Source organism: Methyloglobulus morosus KoM1, assembly GCF_000496735.2.
GTDB classification, from domain to species: domain Bacteria; phylum Pseudomonadota; class Gammaproteobacteria; order Methylococcales; family Methylomonadaceae; genus Methyloglobulus; species Methyloglobulus morosus.
In genome coordinates this window covers 14,204-30,321 of sequence record NZ_AYLO01000159.1, presented here as the reverse complement: position 1 = coordinate 30,321, position 16,118 = coordinate 14,204, and the positions used below count along the sequence as shown (strand labels likewise).

At 44.1% G+C, this 16,118-nt stretch carries 18 protein-coding genes; 8 read left to right on the top strand and 10 right to left on the bottom strand.

Annotated elements, in window-relative coordinates:
* From MGMO_RS17940 to MGMO_RS17920, 5 genes are all read left to right on the top strand, one after another.
* A partial coding sequence (locus MGMO_RS17940) for a DegT/DnrJ/EryC1/StrS family aminotransferase (RefSeq protein ID WP_023496507.1) occupies positions 1-713 on the top strand: 713 nt, incomplete at its 5' end.
* Positions 714-775: 62 nt separating this feature from the next.
* Positions 776-1,564 (top strand): hypothetical protein, encoded by a 789-nt coding sequence (locus MGMO_RS20400; RefSeq protein ID WP_023496506.1) that lies wholly within the window; start codon positions 776-778, stop codon positions 1,562-1,564.
* Positions 1,564-2,334: a class I SAM-dependent DNA methyltransferase gene (locus MGMO_RS17930; RefSeq protein WP_023496505.1), complete on the top strand. Its 771-nt coding sequence runs from the start codon at positions 1,564-1,566 to the stop codon at positions 2,332-2,334. Before MGMO_RS20400 ends, MGMO_RS17930 begins: the two co-directional genes overlap by 1 nt.
* A 16-nt stretch (positions 2,335-2,350) precedes the next feature.
* Entirely contained in the window at positions 2,351-3,553 is a 1,203-nt protein-coding gene (locus tag MGMO_RS17925) for a glycosyltransferase family protein (RefSeq protein ID WP_023496504.1), read from the top strand.
* Positions 3,554-3,651: 98 nt separating this feature from the next.
* On the top strand, positions 3,652-4,710 hold the full coding sequence (locus tag MGMO_RS17920) for a glycosyltransferase (protein ID WP_161808522.1): 1,059 nt from the start codon (positions 3,652-3,654) through the stop codon (positions 4,708-4,710).
* Between the two features lie 21 nt (positions 4,711-4,731).
* Here the strand turns inward: MGMO_RS17920 and MGMO_RS17915 are convergent, their stop codons facing one another.
* The 6 genes from MGMO_RS17915 to MGMO_RS17895 all read right to left on the bottom strand — a co-directional run bounded on the left by MGMO_RS17915 (position 4,732) and on the right by MGMO_RS17895 (position 10,434).
* The gene (locus tag MGMO_RS17915; RefSeq protein WP_161808521.1) at positions 4,732-5,427 is read right to left on the bottom strand and encodes a class I SAM-dependent methyltransferase; all 696 of its coding nucleotides are present in this window, start codon (positions 5,425-5,427) and stop codon (positions 4,732-4,734) included.
* Between the two features lie 58 nt (positions 5,428-5,485).
* Positions 5,486-6,580: a UDP-N-acetylglucosamine 2-epimerase gene (locus MGMO_RS17910; RefSeq protein ID WP_161808520.1), complete on the bottom strand. Its 1,095-nt coding sequence runs from the start codon at positions 6,578-6,580 to the stop codon at positions 5,486-5,488.
* A gap of 57 nt (positions 6,581-6,637) precedes the next feature.
* The gene (locus MGMO_RS17905; RefSeq protein ID WP_023496500.1) at positions 6,638-7,513 is read right to left on the bottom strand and encodes a glycosyltransferase family 2 protein; all 876 of its coding nucleotides are present in this window, start codon (positions 7,511-7,513) and stop codon (positions 6,638-6,640) included.
* Between the two features lie 51 nt (positions 7,514-7,564).
* The gene (locus MGMO_RS19770; RefSeq protein ID WP_023496499.1) at positions 7,565-7,849 is read right to left on the bottom strand and encodes a hypothetical protein; all 285 of its coding nucleotides are present in this window, start codon (positions 7,847-7,849) and stop codon (positions 7,565-7,567) included.
* A gap of 37 nt (positions 7,850-7,886) precedes the next feature.
* Positions 7,887-9,854: a tetratricopeptide repeat protein gene (locus tag MGMO_RS17900; RefSeq protein WP_152976404.1), complete on the bottom strand. Its 1,968-nt coding sequence runs from the start codon at positions 9,852-9,854 to the stop codon at positions 7,887-7,889.
* 109 nt (positions 9,855-9,963) lie between these two features.
* Positions 9,964-10,434: a pilin gene (locus MGMO_RS17895; protein WP_023496497.1), complete on the bottom strand. Its 471-nt coding sequence runs from the start codon at positions 10,432-10,434 to the stop codon at positions 9,964-9,966.
* 495 nt (positions 10,435-10,929) lie between these two features.
* Between MGMO_RS17895 and MGMO_RS19215 the strand changes: the two genes are divergently transcribed.
* Complete coding sequence (locus MGMO_RS19215) at positions 10,930-11,172, top strand: AbrB/MazE/SpoVT family DNA-binding domain-containing protein (protein ID WP_023496496.1); 243 nt, start codon at positions 10,930-10,932, stop codon at positions 11,170-11,172.
* A complete protein-coding gene (locus MGMO_RS17890; protein ID WP_023496495.1) occupies positions 11,165-11,557 on the top strand; it encodes a type II toxin-antitoxin system VapC family toxin in 393 nt (130 codons plus the stop codon). The genes MGMO_RS19215 and MGMO_RS17890 overlap by 8 nt, the downstream gene beginning before the upstream one ends.
* Here the strand turns inward: MGMO_RS17890 and MGMO_RS19210 are convergent.
* Together MGMO_RS19210 and MGMO_RS20750 are read right to left on the bottom strand one after the other, a co-directional pair.
* Entirely contained in the window at positions 11,554-12,021 is a 468-nt protein-coding gene (locus MGMO_RS19210) for a Uma2 family endonuclease (RefSeq protein WP_200922750.1), read from the bottom strand. The genes MGMO_RS17890 and MGMO_RS19210 overlap by 4 nt on opposite strands.
* Entirely contained in the window at positions 11,999-12,130 is a 132-nt protein-coding gene (locus MGMO_RS20750; RefSeq protein ID WP_023496493.1) for a hypothetical protein, read from the bottom strand. The genes MGMO_RS19210 and MGMO_RS20750 overlap by 23 nt, the downstream gene beginning before the upstream one ends.
* Before the next feature lie 156 nt (positions 12,131-12,286).
* On the opposite strand from MGMO_RS20750, the gene MGMO_RS17880 reads away from it, so the two are divergent.
* Positions 12,287-13,291 carry a cytochrome-c peroxidase gene (locus MGMO_RS17880; protein ID WP_023496492.1) on the top strand — a complete coding sequence of 335 codons (1,005 nt, stop codon included), beginning with the start codon at positions 12,287-12,289 and terminating at the stop codon, positions 13,289-13,291.
* Between the two features lie 57 nt (positions 13,292-13,348).
* On the opposite strand, the gene MGMO_RS17875 is transcribed toward MGMO_RS17880, so the two are convergent.
* Both MGMO_RS17875 and ppx read right to left on the bottom strand, forming a co-directional pair.
* Positions 13,349-14,593: a hypothetical protein gene (locus tag MGMO_RS17875; RefSeq protein ID WP_023496491.1), complete on the bottom strand. Its 1,245-nt coding sequence runs from the start codon at positions 14,591-14,593 to the stop codon at positions 13,349-13,351.
* A 7-nt stretch (positions 14,594-14,600) separates the two neighbouring features.
* Positions 14,601-16,100 (bottom strand): exopolyphosphatase, encoded by a 1,500-nt coding sequence (gene ppx / locus MGMO_RS17870; protein WP_023496490.1) that lies wholly within the window; start codon positions 16,098-16,100, stop codon positions 14,601-14,603.
* Positions 16,101-16,118 lie beyond the last annotated feature (18 nt).

Here is a 16,118-nt window from a genome sequence, read left to right as displayed (position 1 = left end):
ATATGGAACCATTACTTGCATTGGCGAAAAAGTATGAACTTAAGATAATTGAAGATGCCGCACAAGCAATAGGCCAAACTTACAAAGGTAAGCCTTGCGGAAGTTTTGGGGAGATTAGCACGTTTAGTTTTTACCCGAATAAGCACATTACCACAGGTGAAGGCGGTATGGTTGTAACTGATGACGATGACTTGGCAGAACAAGCTCGTAGCTTGCGTAACCTTTGTTTTCAACCCACTAAACGCTTCGTTCATGAACGCTTGGGTTGGAATTACCGTATGACCAACATGCAGGCAGCGTTGGGCTTGGCGCAACTGGAGCGATTGGGTGAGTTTGTCGTTCGCAAGCGGGAAATGGGTTGCCACTATAACGAATTGTTGGAAGGCTTATCTGGGGTGCAGTTGCCGTTGGTAAGGACAACATACGCCGATAACATCTATTGGGTCTTTGGATTGGTTTTAAGTAATTCTCAAGATTTTAAGGCTGTCGATGCGATGAGAAGCTTGTCCGAGCAAGGCATAGGGACGCGGCCATTTTTTTATCCCCTGCATTTGCAGCCCGTCTTTAGAAATATGGGCTTGTTTGCTGGGGAGTCTTATCCAGTTGCGGAAAAATTGGGGCGTGATGGTTTTTATATCCCGAGCGGACTTGCACTGGATACAGCCCAAATATCGCAAGTTGCTGAAGCTATCCAAAAAATTTTGAAGGAATAATAATATGTTATCAAAAATTATTCGTTTTCTTTTTGTCATACTGGTTAGACAAAGGATAAGCATTGCACTGTCAACGCGCGCTTTCCCAGGGCTTAAGAAACATAGACCATTGCGATCCTAAAACTTGGGAGTTTTCAGCGTTTGGCCAAAATGGTGAGGATGGGATTATTGATTCTTTGTGTGCCAATATTAAAGTGCCTAATCGATATTTCATAGAAATCGGTTCTTCTGATGGCGTAGAAAACAATACGGCATTTTTAGCTGTCGTCAAAAAATACAGTGGCATAATGATTGAAGGAAATAAAGCGGCTTCCGCTATCTCGAAAAAAATCATGTCGTCGATGAATCTGGGTGTCGAAGCGATCAATATATTTGTTACGAAAGACAATATTCCGGGCTTACTGCAATCGGCGTTGTACTCGGATCTCGATTTTTTTTCACTCGATATAGATGGCAATGATTTTTATGTTGCAGAAAATCTCTTCAAAGCGGGACTAAAGCCTGCAGTAATGGCTGTTGAATACAACTCAACGCTAGGGGAGGAAAAATCAATTACTATTAAATATCAGGAGAATTTTGATTTTACTAAGGCACACGCTACCGAACTTTTCTATGGGGTATCGGTAAAGGGATGGACAAAATTCTTTGAAGGCTTGGGTTATAAATTTATCACTGTTGACCAAAATGGTGTTAACGCTTTTTTTATCGATCCTGAGCGGTTCGAGAGCAATTTTTATGAGGCCATACAAGGATACGAATATAAAGAAAATTTTTATGAGCTCCGAAAATTTAAACTAAAAAACGACCTTAGGTTTGAGTTAATTAAAAACATGGATTTCGTCAACATATAATGAAAACTTTTGATGGGTATTCACAATATTACGATTTGCTATATAGGGATAAAAACTATTTAGCTGAAGCCGAATACGTTGTTTCCCACATCAAAAAATACCTGCCCCATGCAAAACAGATTCTTGAGTTGGGATGCGGAACGGGTGCGCACGCAGAACACTTAGCGCGGCTGGGCTTCGCGGTCGTTGGCGTGGACATGAGTGAAACCATGCTGGCTTGCGCTGAAGCCCGGAAAGCTAAACTTCCCAAGGACATCGGCTCACGCCTTACTTTTATCCGTGGGGACGTACGCAGTGTTCGCACTGGCCAAGCTTATGATGCCGTGATTTCACTTTTTCATGTCATGAGTTACCAAACAAGCAATGCCGATTTGAAAGCCGTTTTCGCTACCGCCGCAGACCATTTAAGCGTTGGCGGGATGTTTTTGTATGATTATTGGTATGGCCCTGCGGTTCTGACACAAAAACCCGAAGTGCGAGTCAAACGCCTTGAAGACGATATGATAAAAATCACCCGTATTGCTGAACCGGTGATGCATGTAAACGAAAATTTAGTGGACGTAAATTACTCGGTCTTTATCAAAGAAAAGCTTACTGGGAAAATGGCCCAGCTCAATGAAACGCACCGTATGCGGTATTTATTTTTGCCGGAGCTATGGTTTTTGGCTTCCGCTGATATATGGGTTGATTTTAATAGCTACGCCTGGCTCAAATCTACCCCCCTAACCATCGAAGATTGGTCTGGTTTTGCCGTTTTAATGCACCGATGAAAATTGAAACCCAGCCATGAAGAAACAAATTAATTCGCATGATGGCCTGAAGCGAGTCTTAATCATTAACTCGGATGGAAACGCCTTTAACAATCCTTCGTTGAAATGCATTATCGATTTATTTTTGGAAAACGGTTACAAGATAGACCTGCGTTACCCAAAATCACGAGCACCGACACCTAGCTACCCAGGCATCCGTTTTTTGCCTTACGGGAATCTTTTAAAGGCGATTAAATTATTTGTTATCGATGGGCTTTATTTTTGGACACTAATATATTTGTCTGTTTATATTGAAAAATTTGTCCATTATAAAGATTACGATTTACTTATAGGCGTAGATCGACGAGGATTAATTGAAGCAAGTGTACTTAATAAGATCACTGGAACGCCATATATATTCATATCGTTCGAAATCATGTTCGCATGTGAAACTTCACTGCGATACAAACAGGTAGAAAAAAACGCAGCCCAAAAAGTATCCGCTTGGTTGGTTCAAGATAGAATAAGGGCTGAACAAGTGCAAATTGAAAATGATCTTGACCCAGCAAACAAAATTCTTCTGCCTCTCGCATCAGCCGAAATTGGCAAAACCGGGCATAATCGCTTACGCGATAGCCTAGGCATCCCAATAGAAAAAAAAGTGGCGATCATGATCGGCACCTTAGCGGGTTGGACTATGGCTGACCAAGTGCTGGAAAATGTCTCAAAATGGCCTGAAAATTGGGTCCTTATAATTCATCATCGCTACGGGAATACTTATAAATCTCTACGCGATAGTCTCGGTAGCCTTTCGCCTCTTTTAGGAAAAAAGATATTTATAAGCGATGCGGCAACGCAAACAGTGGACGAAATGGGGGATGTACTTTCTGGGGTTAATGTAGGGCTTGCTTTCTATCAGCCCGACTTTAGCTTCCGCTATACAGGAAAAAACGTTGAGTATTTAGGGTTGTCCTCTGGAAAAATAAGCACTTATTTAAGATACGGCATTCCTGTTATGGTGAATAAAATTGGCCTTTATGCAGATGAAATCGCATTGCATAGACTCGGCATCGTGATTGGTCACCCAAGTCAAATATCGGACAAGTTAAATGATTTATGTGATTTGGATTTTTCTGACAATGCACGCAATTATTTCTTGAATTCATTAGACTTTAATTTATACCGTGATGCTATATGGAATAAATTATCATCGATAATGATAAATAGTTTTCAGTCGTGAAGCAAAATGACCAAGGCATAGGACAAATTGCACAGCAAGCTTATTGACTAATGCGCCTACTATTCCTCTGCAAACGCCGCCCCCAAGGAAGAGACCTTTTGACACGCCCCTACGGGCGTTTTTTTTATTTGCCTTATCATCTCGCCCAACAAGGGTGCGATGTAACGATATTGCTGCTAGGATACGATAACGAGCCTCCAGTTCATTGCTATGCCCATGGGATGGAATGGTACGTAGAAAGTCTGCGTCCGCTAATTCAAAGTGTAGGTCCTTTGGCTTATATCAGGCGGGCACAGGTGCTCGTCCAAACCTATAAGCCTGATTGGATCATTGGTTTGTCGGATACGTGGTACGGCATTTTAGCCACTCATTTAGGAAAAAAATACGGCGTTAAGACGCTTGTCGATGCCTACGATAATTACGAAAGCTATATCCCTTGGGCTAAGCCCTTGCATTGGGCTTGGCGTTCTGCGCTGAGAAAAGCCACTGCTTTAACCGCCGCCGGACCGCAATTGGCGGCTTTGATGAGCCAAGGTCGTGAGGGCAGTTCTGCGTCGGTTATTCCGATGGCTGCCGACCCCATATTTCAGCCAATTATTGATGGCAGCCTTCGAAAGCGGTTCGGCTTGAAAGAGGGGATGCCCTTGGTTGGATATTGCGGCTCCCTGTATAGAAATCGTGGGATGGAGGTAATGTTTAAGGCGATGCAATTATTGCTTGATGACGTTCCCGATGCCAAATTGGTTATTTCCGGGCGCTGTGAGCAAAATTTGGAGATACCGGAAAGCATTCGGAATGCAGTGATACATCTCGGTTATCTTCCGGACGAACTTATGCCAAAACTGCTTAACGTCATGGATGTGTTGCTAGTGGTTAACCTTAATTCTGCATTCGGCAATTACAGTTATCCCGTGAAATTGTATGAAGCGATGGGTTGCCGTAAACCCGTCGTCGCTTCAAGTACGGCCAGTACAAGCTGGATCTTGCGGGATCATCCTGATTGTTTGGCGAAGAACGGCGATGCCGAACAGTTGGCGAGCCGCGTTTGTGATGCCCTGTCATGTAAAACAAAAGAATACACTTCCAATTGCGACTGGGCTTATTCTGCATCCTTGTTGCGAGATTTGTTGGAAGTCTCTCAATCTGTGATGAGGTAGGTAGAGCATTATCGAGCACAACTATTTTTTGGCAATGAAAACCATTTGGTGGCAATGCCAAGGATCAATTTTTTCTGCTAGGGGTTGTAAGATATTTGGTAATGGATACAGCCCAAAACCATAACCTCTGACTCGAGAAAATCCCAACAATTTTAGATATTTTTCCAACACCAAAAAACTAAAAACAATCAAATGCCTATGTACAGGCGTGTCTGATTCAGTATCCCAGACAAGGTTGGTCGAGCTAACTTTATAAATTTCTTCTGATTGCACTAAAGCATTTGAGTCAGGATGCGGGCCACTTGATGGCATCCTGCCAGCGAGAATCAAGAATGCTGTGAAATAAGTGCTGATATTAGGGGTTAAAATTATTAGGCTACCCCCAGGCTTGAGCGCTCTGTGGCATTCCCCTAAAAAATGGCAGCCGTTTAATAAGTGCTCCAGCACCGAGAGGCCGAAAATACAGGTAAATTTATCATTTTCAAATGGAAGTGTCTTATTGAGGTCACCCTGTTGAATGTTCAGGTGTTTCTTTTGCGCTTCCTTCACGCATTCCTTATTCCACTCAATTCCATAGTATAGTTCTTTTGTGAGGCCTATTTTGGAAGCTAATTGTTCAAACCAATATCCGGTGTTCGCACCACAATCTAAACATGCCCCCCCTTCTTTTAACGAAGAAATAATGTTTTCAGATGCAAGCGAGTAAGCTTCTGTCATTGTTCTTTCGTACAGGGATTTAAAATAATTTTTCAAAAAAGATTGGAACATTATTATTTTATGGGTCGATATGCTTTAGAGGGTAATTAAAGTTTGTCGTGGCAAAAGCTATTTCATTACAAATTATTCTTGAGGGGCTATTGATAGGCAAAGACAGTTGTTTATTTGAATGAGTTTTAGTTTCACGGATAAACTTCCTTAAATTATCGGCAGAGATATTTCCAATTTGGACATTACTACCAAGCCCTTCTTGACGTTCAGTTGTTTTACGCATTAAAAAAGTCGGAATATTTAAGTAGCTTAGTTCTTCTTGATTACTGCCGCCATCGGTAATAACAAACTGGCTTTTAACAAGTAAATGGATGAAATTAATATAGCCTGTGCGTTCCCTAAGCTCTATGCCTGGATGTTGATTTAGGTTCTCAATTAGTCCTGATCGAATCAGTCGTTTGTGTGTTGTAGGATGAAGTACGAATATAAGATGATGCTTATCAGCAACTTCAATTAATTGGTCAATAATTGATTTAAATCGTGTGGAATAAAAAATATTTTCAAATCGATGGATAGATACAACGCCATAATTGGCTGTTGGCACTGGATAGTTGTTATTTCTGTAAGGGAAATCAAGAGCAATTTTTAGAGAATCAAGAAGGGTATTGTTCTCGGTGTCGATTTTTATTAGTTTTTTATATTTATTTAAGTTATTTACTGCCCATTGACCTGGGCAAAATGCGATATCTGCTAAATAAAAGGTAATTATTCGATTAATTTCTTCGGGGAAAGGGTTTAAAAAATTAAATGACCGTAGTCCTGATTCAACATGAGCAACCTTTATTCCAATACGCTTACCTAATAATGCGCCAAGTATGGTAGAAAAAGTATCACCATGAACAAGAATAATATTGTTTTCAAATGAATTAAGTCCAGCTAGTAATGAATTGGGTTTTAAAATAATGGCAGAAATCAAAGATAATAACCACTTGAAAGCATGGGATATGGTTTTTACTTCTTGATCTTTAGAATAAAGCCATTGCCAGTCAGTTTTTATTTGAAAATCACTTTTAAGTTCCTCTATCCCTTCTTTATGCTGTCCAGTGTGTATTAAGACTAGCGGCCAATTACGGTATTCGATTTCCCTAATAACAGGTGCCATTTTTACCAATTGGGCTCGTGTCCCTAAAATTATATAAATCATAATGTTAAAATAATTTTATGTCCGTCTATTGTCTTCAGCAGCTTTGTAATGCAATGAGGATATTTGTTCTGAAAGAATGCCAATCAAGAAAATAAGCAGGGATGCCAGAAAAAGTACGCCGCTCATATTGGTGAAGCGATTGGACGTAAAATATGTGTAAGCGTAATAGCCTAAGCCGGTCGTAAAAATTACCGCGCTAATCGGCAAAAACAAGCGCATCGGGGAAAACAACGAGCCAATCCTTAGGATAATGATAAAGAATCGAAAGCCATCCTTCATGATGTTGATATGGCTCTTGCCGTTACGTACGCCCGCATGGATAGGGATATACGCGACCGGAAAGCCGGAGCGAAAAAAAGCCATGGTGCTGGTGGTTGGGTAGGAGAAGCCGTTGGGCAGCAAATACAAAAACTTTCGGAACTTATCCGCCCTGACTACACGGAAGCCGCAGGTTAAATCTTCAATTTTGTGTCCAGTCATAAATGTTGCCAATTTGTTATAAAACGAATTGGCACAGCGCTTGGACAAGCTGGCATGGGTGTTGACACTTCTTGCGCCCACAATCATATCGTAGCCTTCGCTTAATTTGTTCAACAGTACGGGTATGTCTTCAGGGTCATGCTGTCCGTCGGCATCCATGAAGATAATGATGTCGCCAGCCGCATTTCTTGCGCCTGTTTTGATGGCTGCGCCATTGCCTTGAGAATAAGGGTGGGTAATCACTTTCGCACCAGCGTCACTCGCAATTTTTGCGGTATCGTCGGTAGAACCGTCATTAATCACCAGGATTTCGGCAGTTGGTGCGATGGCTTTAATTTGCGGGATTAAGGATTTAAGGGAGTTCGATTCGTTTTTGGCGGGTAAAACGATGCTCAAAGAATTTTGCTGCATGATTGGCTTAAGACTTAATGGCAAACTATTGAATCAATTATAGTTGCTAGATTAAATTTTATAAGGGCTATTTTTCATGCAGATCGTCATTCCGGCAGGCGAGTAGGAACTTGCGTTGCTTGCCGGAATCCAGAACACAGGGACGTGAAAGTAGCTACAAAAATAAGTAAGATTGCATAACTGATTTAAATGGAAATTAGAATACTTGCTTGGCAAAGAGCCAAAAAGTACGTCATACCCGCCGGGAAGCGGGTATCCAGTGCCATGGACGGTAAGCTCTGTCATCCCTGACACCTGGGATCCGGCAATCCCTGCCGGAATGACGCGGTGTTCCATGCCAAAATGACGAATTTACGGGGCAGCAATAGCTGTGTTACTTCTTGCTGGCTTTTATGTCGTCAAGCAAATTCTGCCTTATTCTGGCAATTTCAGCCTGATAATCCAATTTCGTTTTAAACAAAGTTTGGGAGGGCTGTGGTTGTCCGGCCAGTATTTTATCAACATCGTTTAAATGCTCCAGGGCTTCTGGGAAAAAGCCATGTGACGCCAACACCCCCATTTGAATTAATCCATGTTCGATGTTGCCCCTTAAAGCCAATACTTTCTTGTATTCGGCTAGCGCTTCTTTAGGACGGTTGGTTGAGGCGTACACCAAACCTTTAAGATGATGAAGCTGAAAAAGTCTGCCGCTATCTTGTAAAATTCCTGGGTTAGTTTGTAAAACATCCAACAATACCAATGCGTTTTCGCTATTTACACCTTTGCAATCTGGGTTAAGCATGGTATCGATAGTGGCTTGCAACATATTGTATTGGTGGATTTGAAAAGGCACTGTACTTGATACTTGCTTAATTTCGGCAAATTCATCAGCCGAAACACCCTGCAATCGGCACTTGAGCTTTAGCCAGTACCAATGCAAGTCCAGGCTATCCGGTATCGTTGCTTTTGCTTGGCTAAGTAGTCCTAGGGTGGCAAGTTGGTATCCTTTGTTTTCCAAGGCGAGAGCAGCCGATAGTTGGGCGCGTGATGACGTGGGGTTTTGTTTCGCCCAAACCTGGGTTAAAGCCAAATCGTTACCCCATAAGCTGCTGAGTTGGTAGGTGAAAATGGGGCAGATAACTAACAAGGCTATAATAAAGCCCTTTATCAATCGGCTTTGTTGGGTTACAAAATAATAACCTGCTGGCATAAACAGGAAGATAGCGGGCAAATAATTACGATGTTCAAAATACAGCTCCAAGCCTATCGTTGTGGATTCCAACACATGGCCTGCAAAGAAAAACAGAACCGCCAAGGCAAAAAAGGGAAACCGTTTTCGTAACATCAAAGCTGAAAAAAATAAGCCAATGATAAACAGTGTACAAAACAAGGTAGATAGAGGTTGCCACAAGCTTTTGGACACTTCAATATTTTCATAAAGCAGTCCAGGGTAAGACAGTTTTGGGATCAACAGGTTATACAAATAACCCGTCATAATCCGGTTTTCGGTCAGCAAGCGTTCTGGCAAGTTAAAGTCGCGGTTTCCGAAGGAATGGGTAAAGGTGTAAGGTTCAATGCTGTGGATCAAGTAAGCCGCTACCACAAAGCTCGGCAATACCAGAAAAGCCCAAGACCAATAACGGTTAATCGGTCTTGCGATGGAACTAGGATGCCTGAAAATGCATAATTCCACACAAGCCGCCAATAATGGCAATAGCACACCATTTTCCTTGCTCAAAATAGCCAGCAAGGTACCCGAGCCAAGCCCTAGGCTCATCGTGATATAGCCGCTACGGTTGTTGTTATCTCCTAACCGTAAACGCCCCTTACAATATAACCATAAACCGACTATCGAGAAAAACGCGCTCAACATTGCCATGCGTTGCACAACATATAACACGGTGGAAACGAAAAACGGGTGTAGTAACCAAAAACTGGTGGCGATGATTGCCGCAACAACGGCTTGTTTGGGCTTAAGATTGAAACTTAGAAAAATTAAGCGAGATAACAAATATAAAAAAAATCCACTTAATAAATGTAATAGAACATTGGTCAGTTTAAAAGGGTAAGGGTCAGTTGGCCAAGTGCTGCCGTTCAACAAAAAGCTCAACAGGCTGAGCGGTCGCCCGGTAGGGCCGGCGATGCCATTGCCCACGAACAACACAAAGGTTTCGAAATTCCTGACGCCATTAAAATCGCCCAATTGATTAAGATTGGCATTATCGTCAAATAAAAAACCACCCGATAAACCGGGCCAATAGATAAGAAAGCAAATTGCTGATATCGGAATAAGTAGCGCTGCATATAATTTGGTAAACGATAAGATCAAGTTGCCCTTGATTGTCATATGGTTAAAACTCATCCTTATTATTGGGCATATCTTAAATATAGTCGATCATTAGAATTCAACTATAAAGAGGCAAAAAAAAACGCCCCACTGAGGGGGCGTTTCCAATTCGCTCGCTTATACCTTAACGGCAGTTTGCTGGCAAATATTTTTGAAGGATTGTACTTTTAGTTGGACCAGTACCAAAACCGCAAGTCCAGCTAATGGTACCACTTGATGTTGTTGGTGACAGGACGAAGTTGCCTCCAGCAGCATCAGCTATGTTACCACCCAACGTTGTGGTCCGGGCTGCTACCGTAATTACACCGGCGTTGGCGCCTGTGCCTATAGTGAGCCCATTTACAGATTGTGTTACTACGCTAGCGCAGCCCGATGCTAGTAGGGTAGCCGGCATTGTATTTGTCGATTGGTAATATTCAGAAACAGAAGTTTTACAAGCATCAGCCGCTGTGATAACTTCCGTAAGTTTGGCACGGATAATGTAATCCTGATACGCCGGAATCGCGATGGCCGCTAAGATACCGATGATGGCAACCACGATCATTAATTCGATCAAGGTGAAGCCTTGTTGTACTTTTTGCATTTGATGTCTCATTCTAAGTTTCCTTTGGTTGTGAAGAGTTGAAGTCTAAAACTTGTGTGTTGCTTGCGTTTCCCAAAACCTTAAGCAGGTAGTGTGCCAGTTAATTGGTTTGTGTCGGACTAAAGCCCAATAGTTGCATTTATGTCGATCAACTTATTGTTATAGAAAATTAAAATAATTTTCGATGTAGGCCTTGCTTGCAAACGCAACTCCCATTTTTAGTCATTAGGCTTTATCCTTCAACCCAGCTACACGCTTATCCCGTCACTTTGTGACAATTTTTGTCAGTTGTGGGTATCTATAACACGTCATCTCGGCATGGATTGCCGAGATCCAGAAGCCATGGATGGCAATGCCAAGTCTTCACGGTGATTTTAGCTGGCACATTCCTGTGTTCTGGATTCCGGCAATCCATGCCGGAATGACGAATTTGGAAAATGCTGAATATTATTGCCATAAATGTTAATATGTGACATATTAACTCAAATGTGTCAGAATATATAAAATATGTCATTAACTACAGCACAAGTATCTCCAGGCGGGCGTATTGTCATCCCTGCGGAAATCCGCCGGAAGATGGGCATTGACACGGGCGATCAGGTGATCTTGTCTTACCACGATGGTGAATTGCATATTTCAACCCGAAAGCAACGCTTGCAACAAGCCAAGGCCATCGTCAAGGCAGCTACTGTACCGGTTTCTTTAGCGGATCAGTTGGTTGAGGAGCGCAGGGCGGAAGCCAATGACTAAGCAGGTTGTTTTGGACGCTTCCGCCGTGCTTGCTTATCTTCAAGACGAAACTGGGCATGAAAAAGTCCACGAAGTGTTGGTTGAAGGCAGGGGCATACTGTCTACCGTGAATGCGGCTGAGGTTGTGGGTAAGCTGCTTGAGGCAGGGCTAGCCGAGCTTTCGGTAAAATCAGTAATGGATAATTTGGAATTACAGATTGAACCGTTTGACGATAAACAAGCTTGGGAAACGGGGAAGTTAAGGCTAAGTACGAGGGAAATTGGCCTGTCACTGGGGGATCGTGCTTGTTTAACACTCGCTTATCTTAAGAAACTTCCAGTGATTACGGCGGATAAGCATTGGGATAAATTGGCAACAGGTGTTAAGGTTATTCAACTCCGTTAGTTTGGCAACGTCCCTTCGTAAAGTTCTTTCAACAAACACTGCACTTCAATCCCTTTAATTTCAACGATTTCATCGGCTTTGGTGTAGCTGTGCAGCAGCCAGTCGTCGTTTTGGGTGCGGGTAAAGCTGTCGATACGCATGGCTTGTGTGTCTATCAACCAATAAGTCTTTAAGCAGTCTAATTGTCGGTACGCGTTGAATTTATTGCCGCGATCAAAGGCTTCCGTGGAAGGCGACAGCACTTCGGCGATAAATACGGGGTGCTGCTTATAGAGTGTGTTAGCCTGGTCTTTGGGGTTGCAAGTGACCATGACATCAGGGTAAAAATAAGCATCGGCCTTTTCGACCCGGACTTTCATGTCTGAGATGTTGGTGCGGCAGGGCGTGTTCTTTAGGTGTTGTTTAAGCAAAACGAACAAATTGCCAGCAATAGTAACGTGGTTATCGGTAGCTCCCGCTATCACCCGCCATCACCCACACTTCACCGTTCTGGTATTCGTGCTTAAAGTCAGCGGTTTCTTCCCCTTTAAGGTATTCTTCGGCTGTCAGGGTAATTTTTTCAGCAAGTAACATGATTTCAATAGTCCAAAATGATTGCCTGTAATTTGAGTGTACCTGGCCTGATTTATATTTTACAATTCAGGCGAGAATAATAAAGGTTACTGGATTGCTGATACTTTGGGGTACAGTGGTTTGACTATCAATAATAACTATATATCGGAGGAGAATATGATTAAGTTTAATTCACTGCTGACGGCAGTTGCCTTGGCAAGTTCGGTTTCTGTAGCAGTTGCCTGGGATGTGTTGCCCACGGAAGCGCCTGCACCCATGGATAATCCGACCACGCCTGCTAAAGTCGAATTGGGTAGAATGTTATACCACGATCCGCGTTTGTCTTCGACGGGGACGGTCTCCTGTTCGTCTTGCCATAACACGATGTTGGGCGGCGAAGATAACCGTCCGAATTCGATGGGCGTAAATGGACAAACGGGCGGACGTAGTGCGCCAACGGTATGGAATGCGGCGTTCAATAAGGTGCAATTCTGGGATGGCAGGGCAGAAAGCCTGGAAGCCCAAGCCGCAGGGCCTGTGACCAATCCTATCGAAATGGGGATGAAAAACTGGGATGAGGTGGTCGTCCGGTTGAATTCCATTGAAGGCTATCAAAAAGCATTCGCCGATGCCTTTGGCGGTAATGCGATCTCCAAAGATACGGCGACCAAGGCGATTGCGGCTTATGAACGCACCCTGATTACGCCGAACAGTCCGTATGACAAGTACGCAAGTGGCGACCAATCGGCGATGACTGACCAGCAAGTGCGTGGCATGAATAAGGTTGCGGAACTGGGTTGTACCGGTTGCCATAGCGGCCCAGCATTTAACGGCCCAGGCATGTTCCAAAAGTTCCCTGTGCACGGTAACGGCATGTACCAAGCCAAATACCATTTCACGAAGGATTTGGGCTTGGCGGAAGTGACCAAGAAGTCTGGCGATGAACACCTGTTTAAAGTGCCAACCTTGCGTAACATTGCCCTTACGGCGCCTTATTTCCACAATGGCGCCGTGAAAACCCTGGATGAAGCGGTCAAGGTAATGGCTAAATTGCAGTTGGATAAAGACCTGTCGAAAGATGAAATAACTGATATAGTTGCCTTCCTGAATGCCTTGACAGGCGAATTCCCTGAGCAAAAAATGCCGCGTTTACCGGCCACACCAGGCACGACGTTTAATTAATTTTGATTTATTCGGGCAGAGGCGACATTGTCGTCGCCTCGCTCGTTTCCCCTTTTTCTACTGCTTATAAATAGGCATCGCTGCTATCAGTTCATCTATCCGCTTTGACATCATTTGGTAAGCCTCACTTTGGGTTGAACCATAGCGTTTGTTAAATTCGGCTTCGTCCATGTGTTCGGGCAGGGTTCTAGGGTCGGGCATAAAATCCGTGTAGTCTTTTATGCCGGCCATCGCCTCTTGCAATTTCCTGGCAGAACGCGGGCTGGCAATCGCCAGTTCGCCAAAGCGGGTACCGGCCTTGTCTGCAGCCAAGTCAATAAAACTAAAACCACTGCCGTCCCTGGCATCATGCAATTCTTTTTCTTCCCCTAGAACCTGGGCAATTTCACTGTTGACCGATGTCGTAATGGCTGCCGCACCGATGAAGTGTTGCGCCAAGTCGTTTCGTTTATAGATAAAAGCAGAGTAGAAAGGTTTTATGGGGGTTGCGACTGATTTTGAGTGATTTACGTAATCATTGACCGTATTGATAATGGCCCTGTTCTCCTCAATCGCCGTGTCTAAACTGGCGCGTTGGTAGGCAAGGGCAAACAGTGGCTGCAAGAGTTCTGCCAGGGATAAGCGCCAATCGGGATCATGCTGACGGATGATTTCAGCCAATTTGCTTTTGTAGACTTTGGCATGGTCGTATTGAGTGGTGTTATGGGCAAGAAAATCGCGGGCAGTGTCCAATGTGGCTTGGCTGGGATGGTAGGTGATGGTTATTTTGTCGTCATCAATAGCGACAGCTTTGATAGGGTCAGTTGCCAGGAGAAAATACTCATTCAATTTTGAATGTTTGATAATTGTTTGGATAACGAAAGCGGCTGCCTTGGATGGCAGTAACAATTTTCCGGCCTTAAATTTGGTTAGCGTCGGTAGTTGATTCCCGTCTTCGTTGCCTAATCGGAAGGTAATGTTCAGGTATTTGCCCAACCTATTTTCCGGTAAGGCCGCAGTGACTTCAAACTTAAGTTTGTTCTCCTTTAAGGAAATCAATGCCCGTCCTTTGGTGAAACGGTTTAACAGATAATTGGCAGCCAAGTTAAGGTCTGCGTAGCTCAGTTCAATAGTGCCGATTTCATCGGCCCTGGTCTTATAACCTTCATGCAGGATTTTTTTGGCGCGTTCAATATCGGCTTGGTTCATAACCCAGTCGAGCTTGACGTCCGGCTCGTTGCTGATGCCGAAAAAAACCATCATCACAATCACGAAAATGATTGCGGCGATAAATCCTAGGACAATACGCAATAAGGTTTTCATTGTTGCGTCAGGAGAACTCCAACTTGAAACCGACGGGTTTAAGGTAATCGGCTTCCTGGATTAAATCGGCATGGGTCAGGGGCGAATTGAGCAGCCAGCCACTGGGAAAACGCAGTTCAATCGTGGATTTGGTAATGCCTATCGTAAAGTCAGGAAGGACATGTTCCTGCCGATTACGGTGCAGCACGACAGCCAGACGGAGGATAATGGTCATGAAAGGTGCTAGATTGTTCCAAGGAGCGGGTAATTCATTAAAACGGGAACGCGGAAATTTGCGCTTATGGCAGCGGATGATCGTCGCCAAGAGGGTTTGGTCTTGGTTGGTGAAGCCTGCCAAATCGGCATGTTCGATAATATAGGCGCTATGTTTGTGGTATTGGTTGTGCGCGATGTCGTGGCCGATTTCGTGCAGTTCCCCCGCCCATTCCAAAAATTGTTCAACCTCTGGTTTGTCCAACAAACAGGAATCGCAGCTTAATTGGCTAAGCATGTGCCTGATAGTTTGTTTGATGCGATTCGCGTGATGCTTGTCGGTATGGTAACGGTCTGCCAGCGTTTTTACGGTAGCAGAGCGGATATCATGGTCGTAAATACGTCCCAAAAGGTCTTGGATCAAGCCCTCCCGCAATGCGCCGTCGGCGACGCTCATCTGATCAATATCCAGGTTTTTGAAAGTAGCGTAGGCAATCGCAACACCGCCAGGGAATACCGGCAATCGTTCAGGATCCAAGTCCGGCAAATTCAGTTCATTAATATGTTCACATTGCTTAATGTGTGCGACCAAATTCTCGAGGCCGCTCATGGTGATGCCGTTATTGCTCCAGCCCTTGGCTTGCAGCACCTTATCAATGGAGCGCAACGTACCCGACGAACCAATAGCCTGTTCCCAGTGTTTACGGTGGAATTTTTTCTGGAAAGGCTCCAACTTTAGCTCGGCATAGAGGATGGATTTGCCGAAAGCGTTTTTCGATAATTGGCCGCGGGGGAAAAATCGCTTGCTCATCGACACGCACCCCATAGAAAGGCTTTCCTTCTTTTTGGGGATGTCTTCTTCGCCGATGATGTATTCCGTGCTGCCGCCACCTATATCGACGACCAGCCGCAAATCAGCCGTACTGCCAACACTGTGGGCCACACCTTGATAGATGAGTCGCGCCTCCTCTATCCCGGAAATGATGTGGATAGGATGGTTTAAGGCTTTTTCCGCCTTTTCCAGAAATTGCTGGGCATTCTTGGCGTTACGTAAGGTATTGGTCCCTACGGCACGAACGCTATCGTGCGGGAAATCCCGGATACGTTGCCCAAAGCGTTCCAGGCAAGCCAACGCCCGTTTTTGGGTGTCGTGGTCGAGGACATTTTTTTTGTCGAGCCCGGCGGCTAACCTGACCATTTCTCTCAGGCGGTCTACCGTCTGCAGTTTACCGTCGGTCAGGCTGCAAACAATCATGTGAAAGCTGTTAGAACCCAGGTCTACGGCAGCCACACAGCGAGGTGGTTTCTTTTGCATGGAAATCCCGTTTTAGCT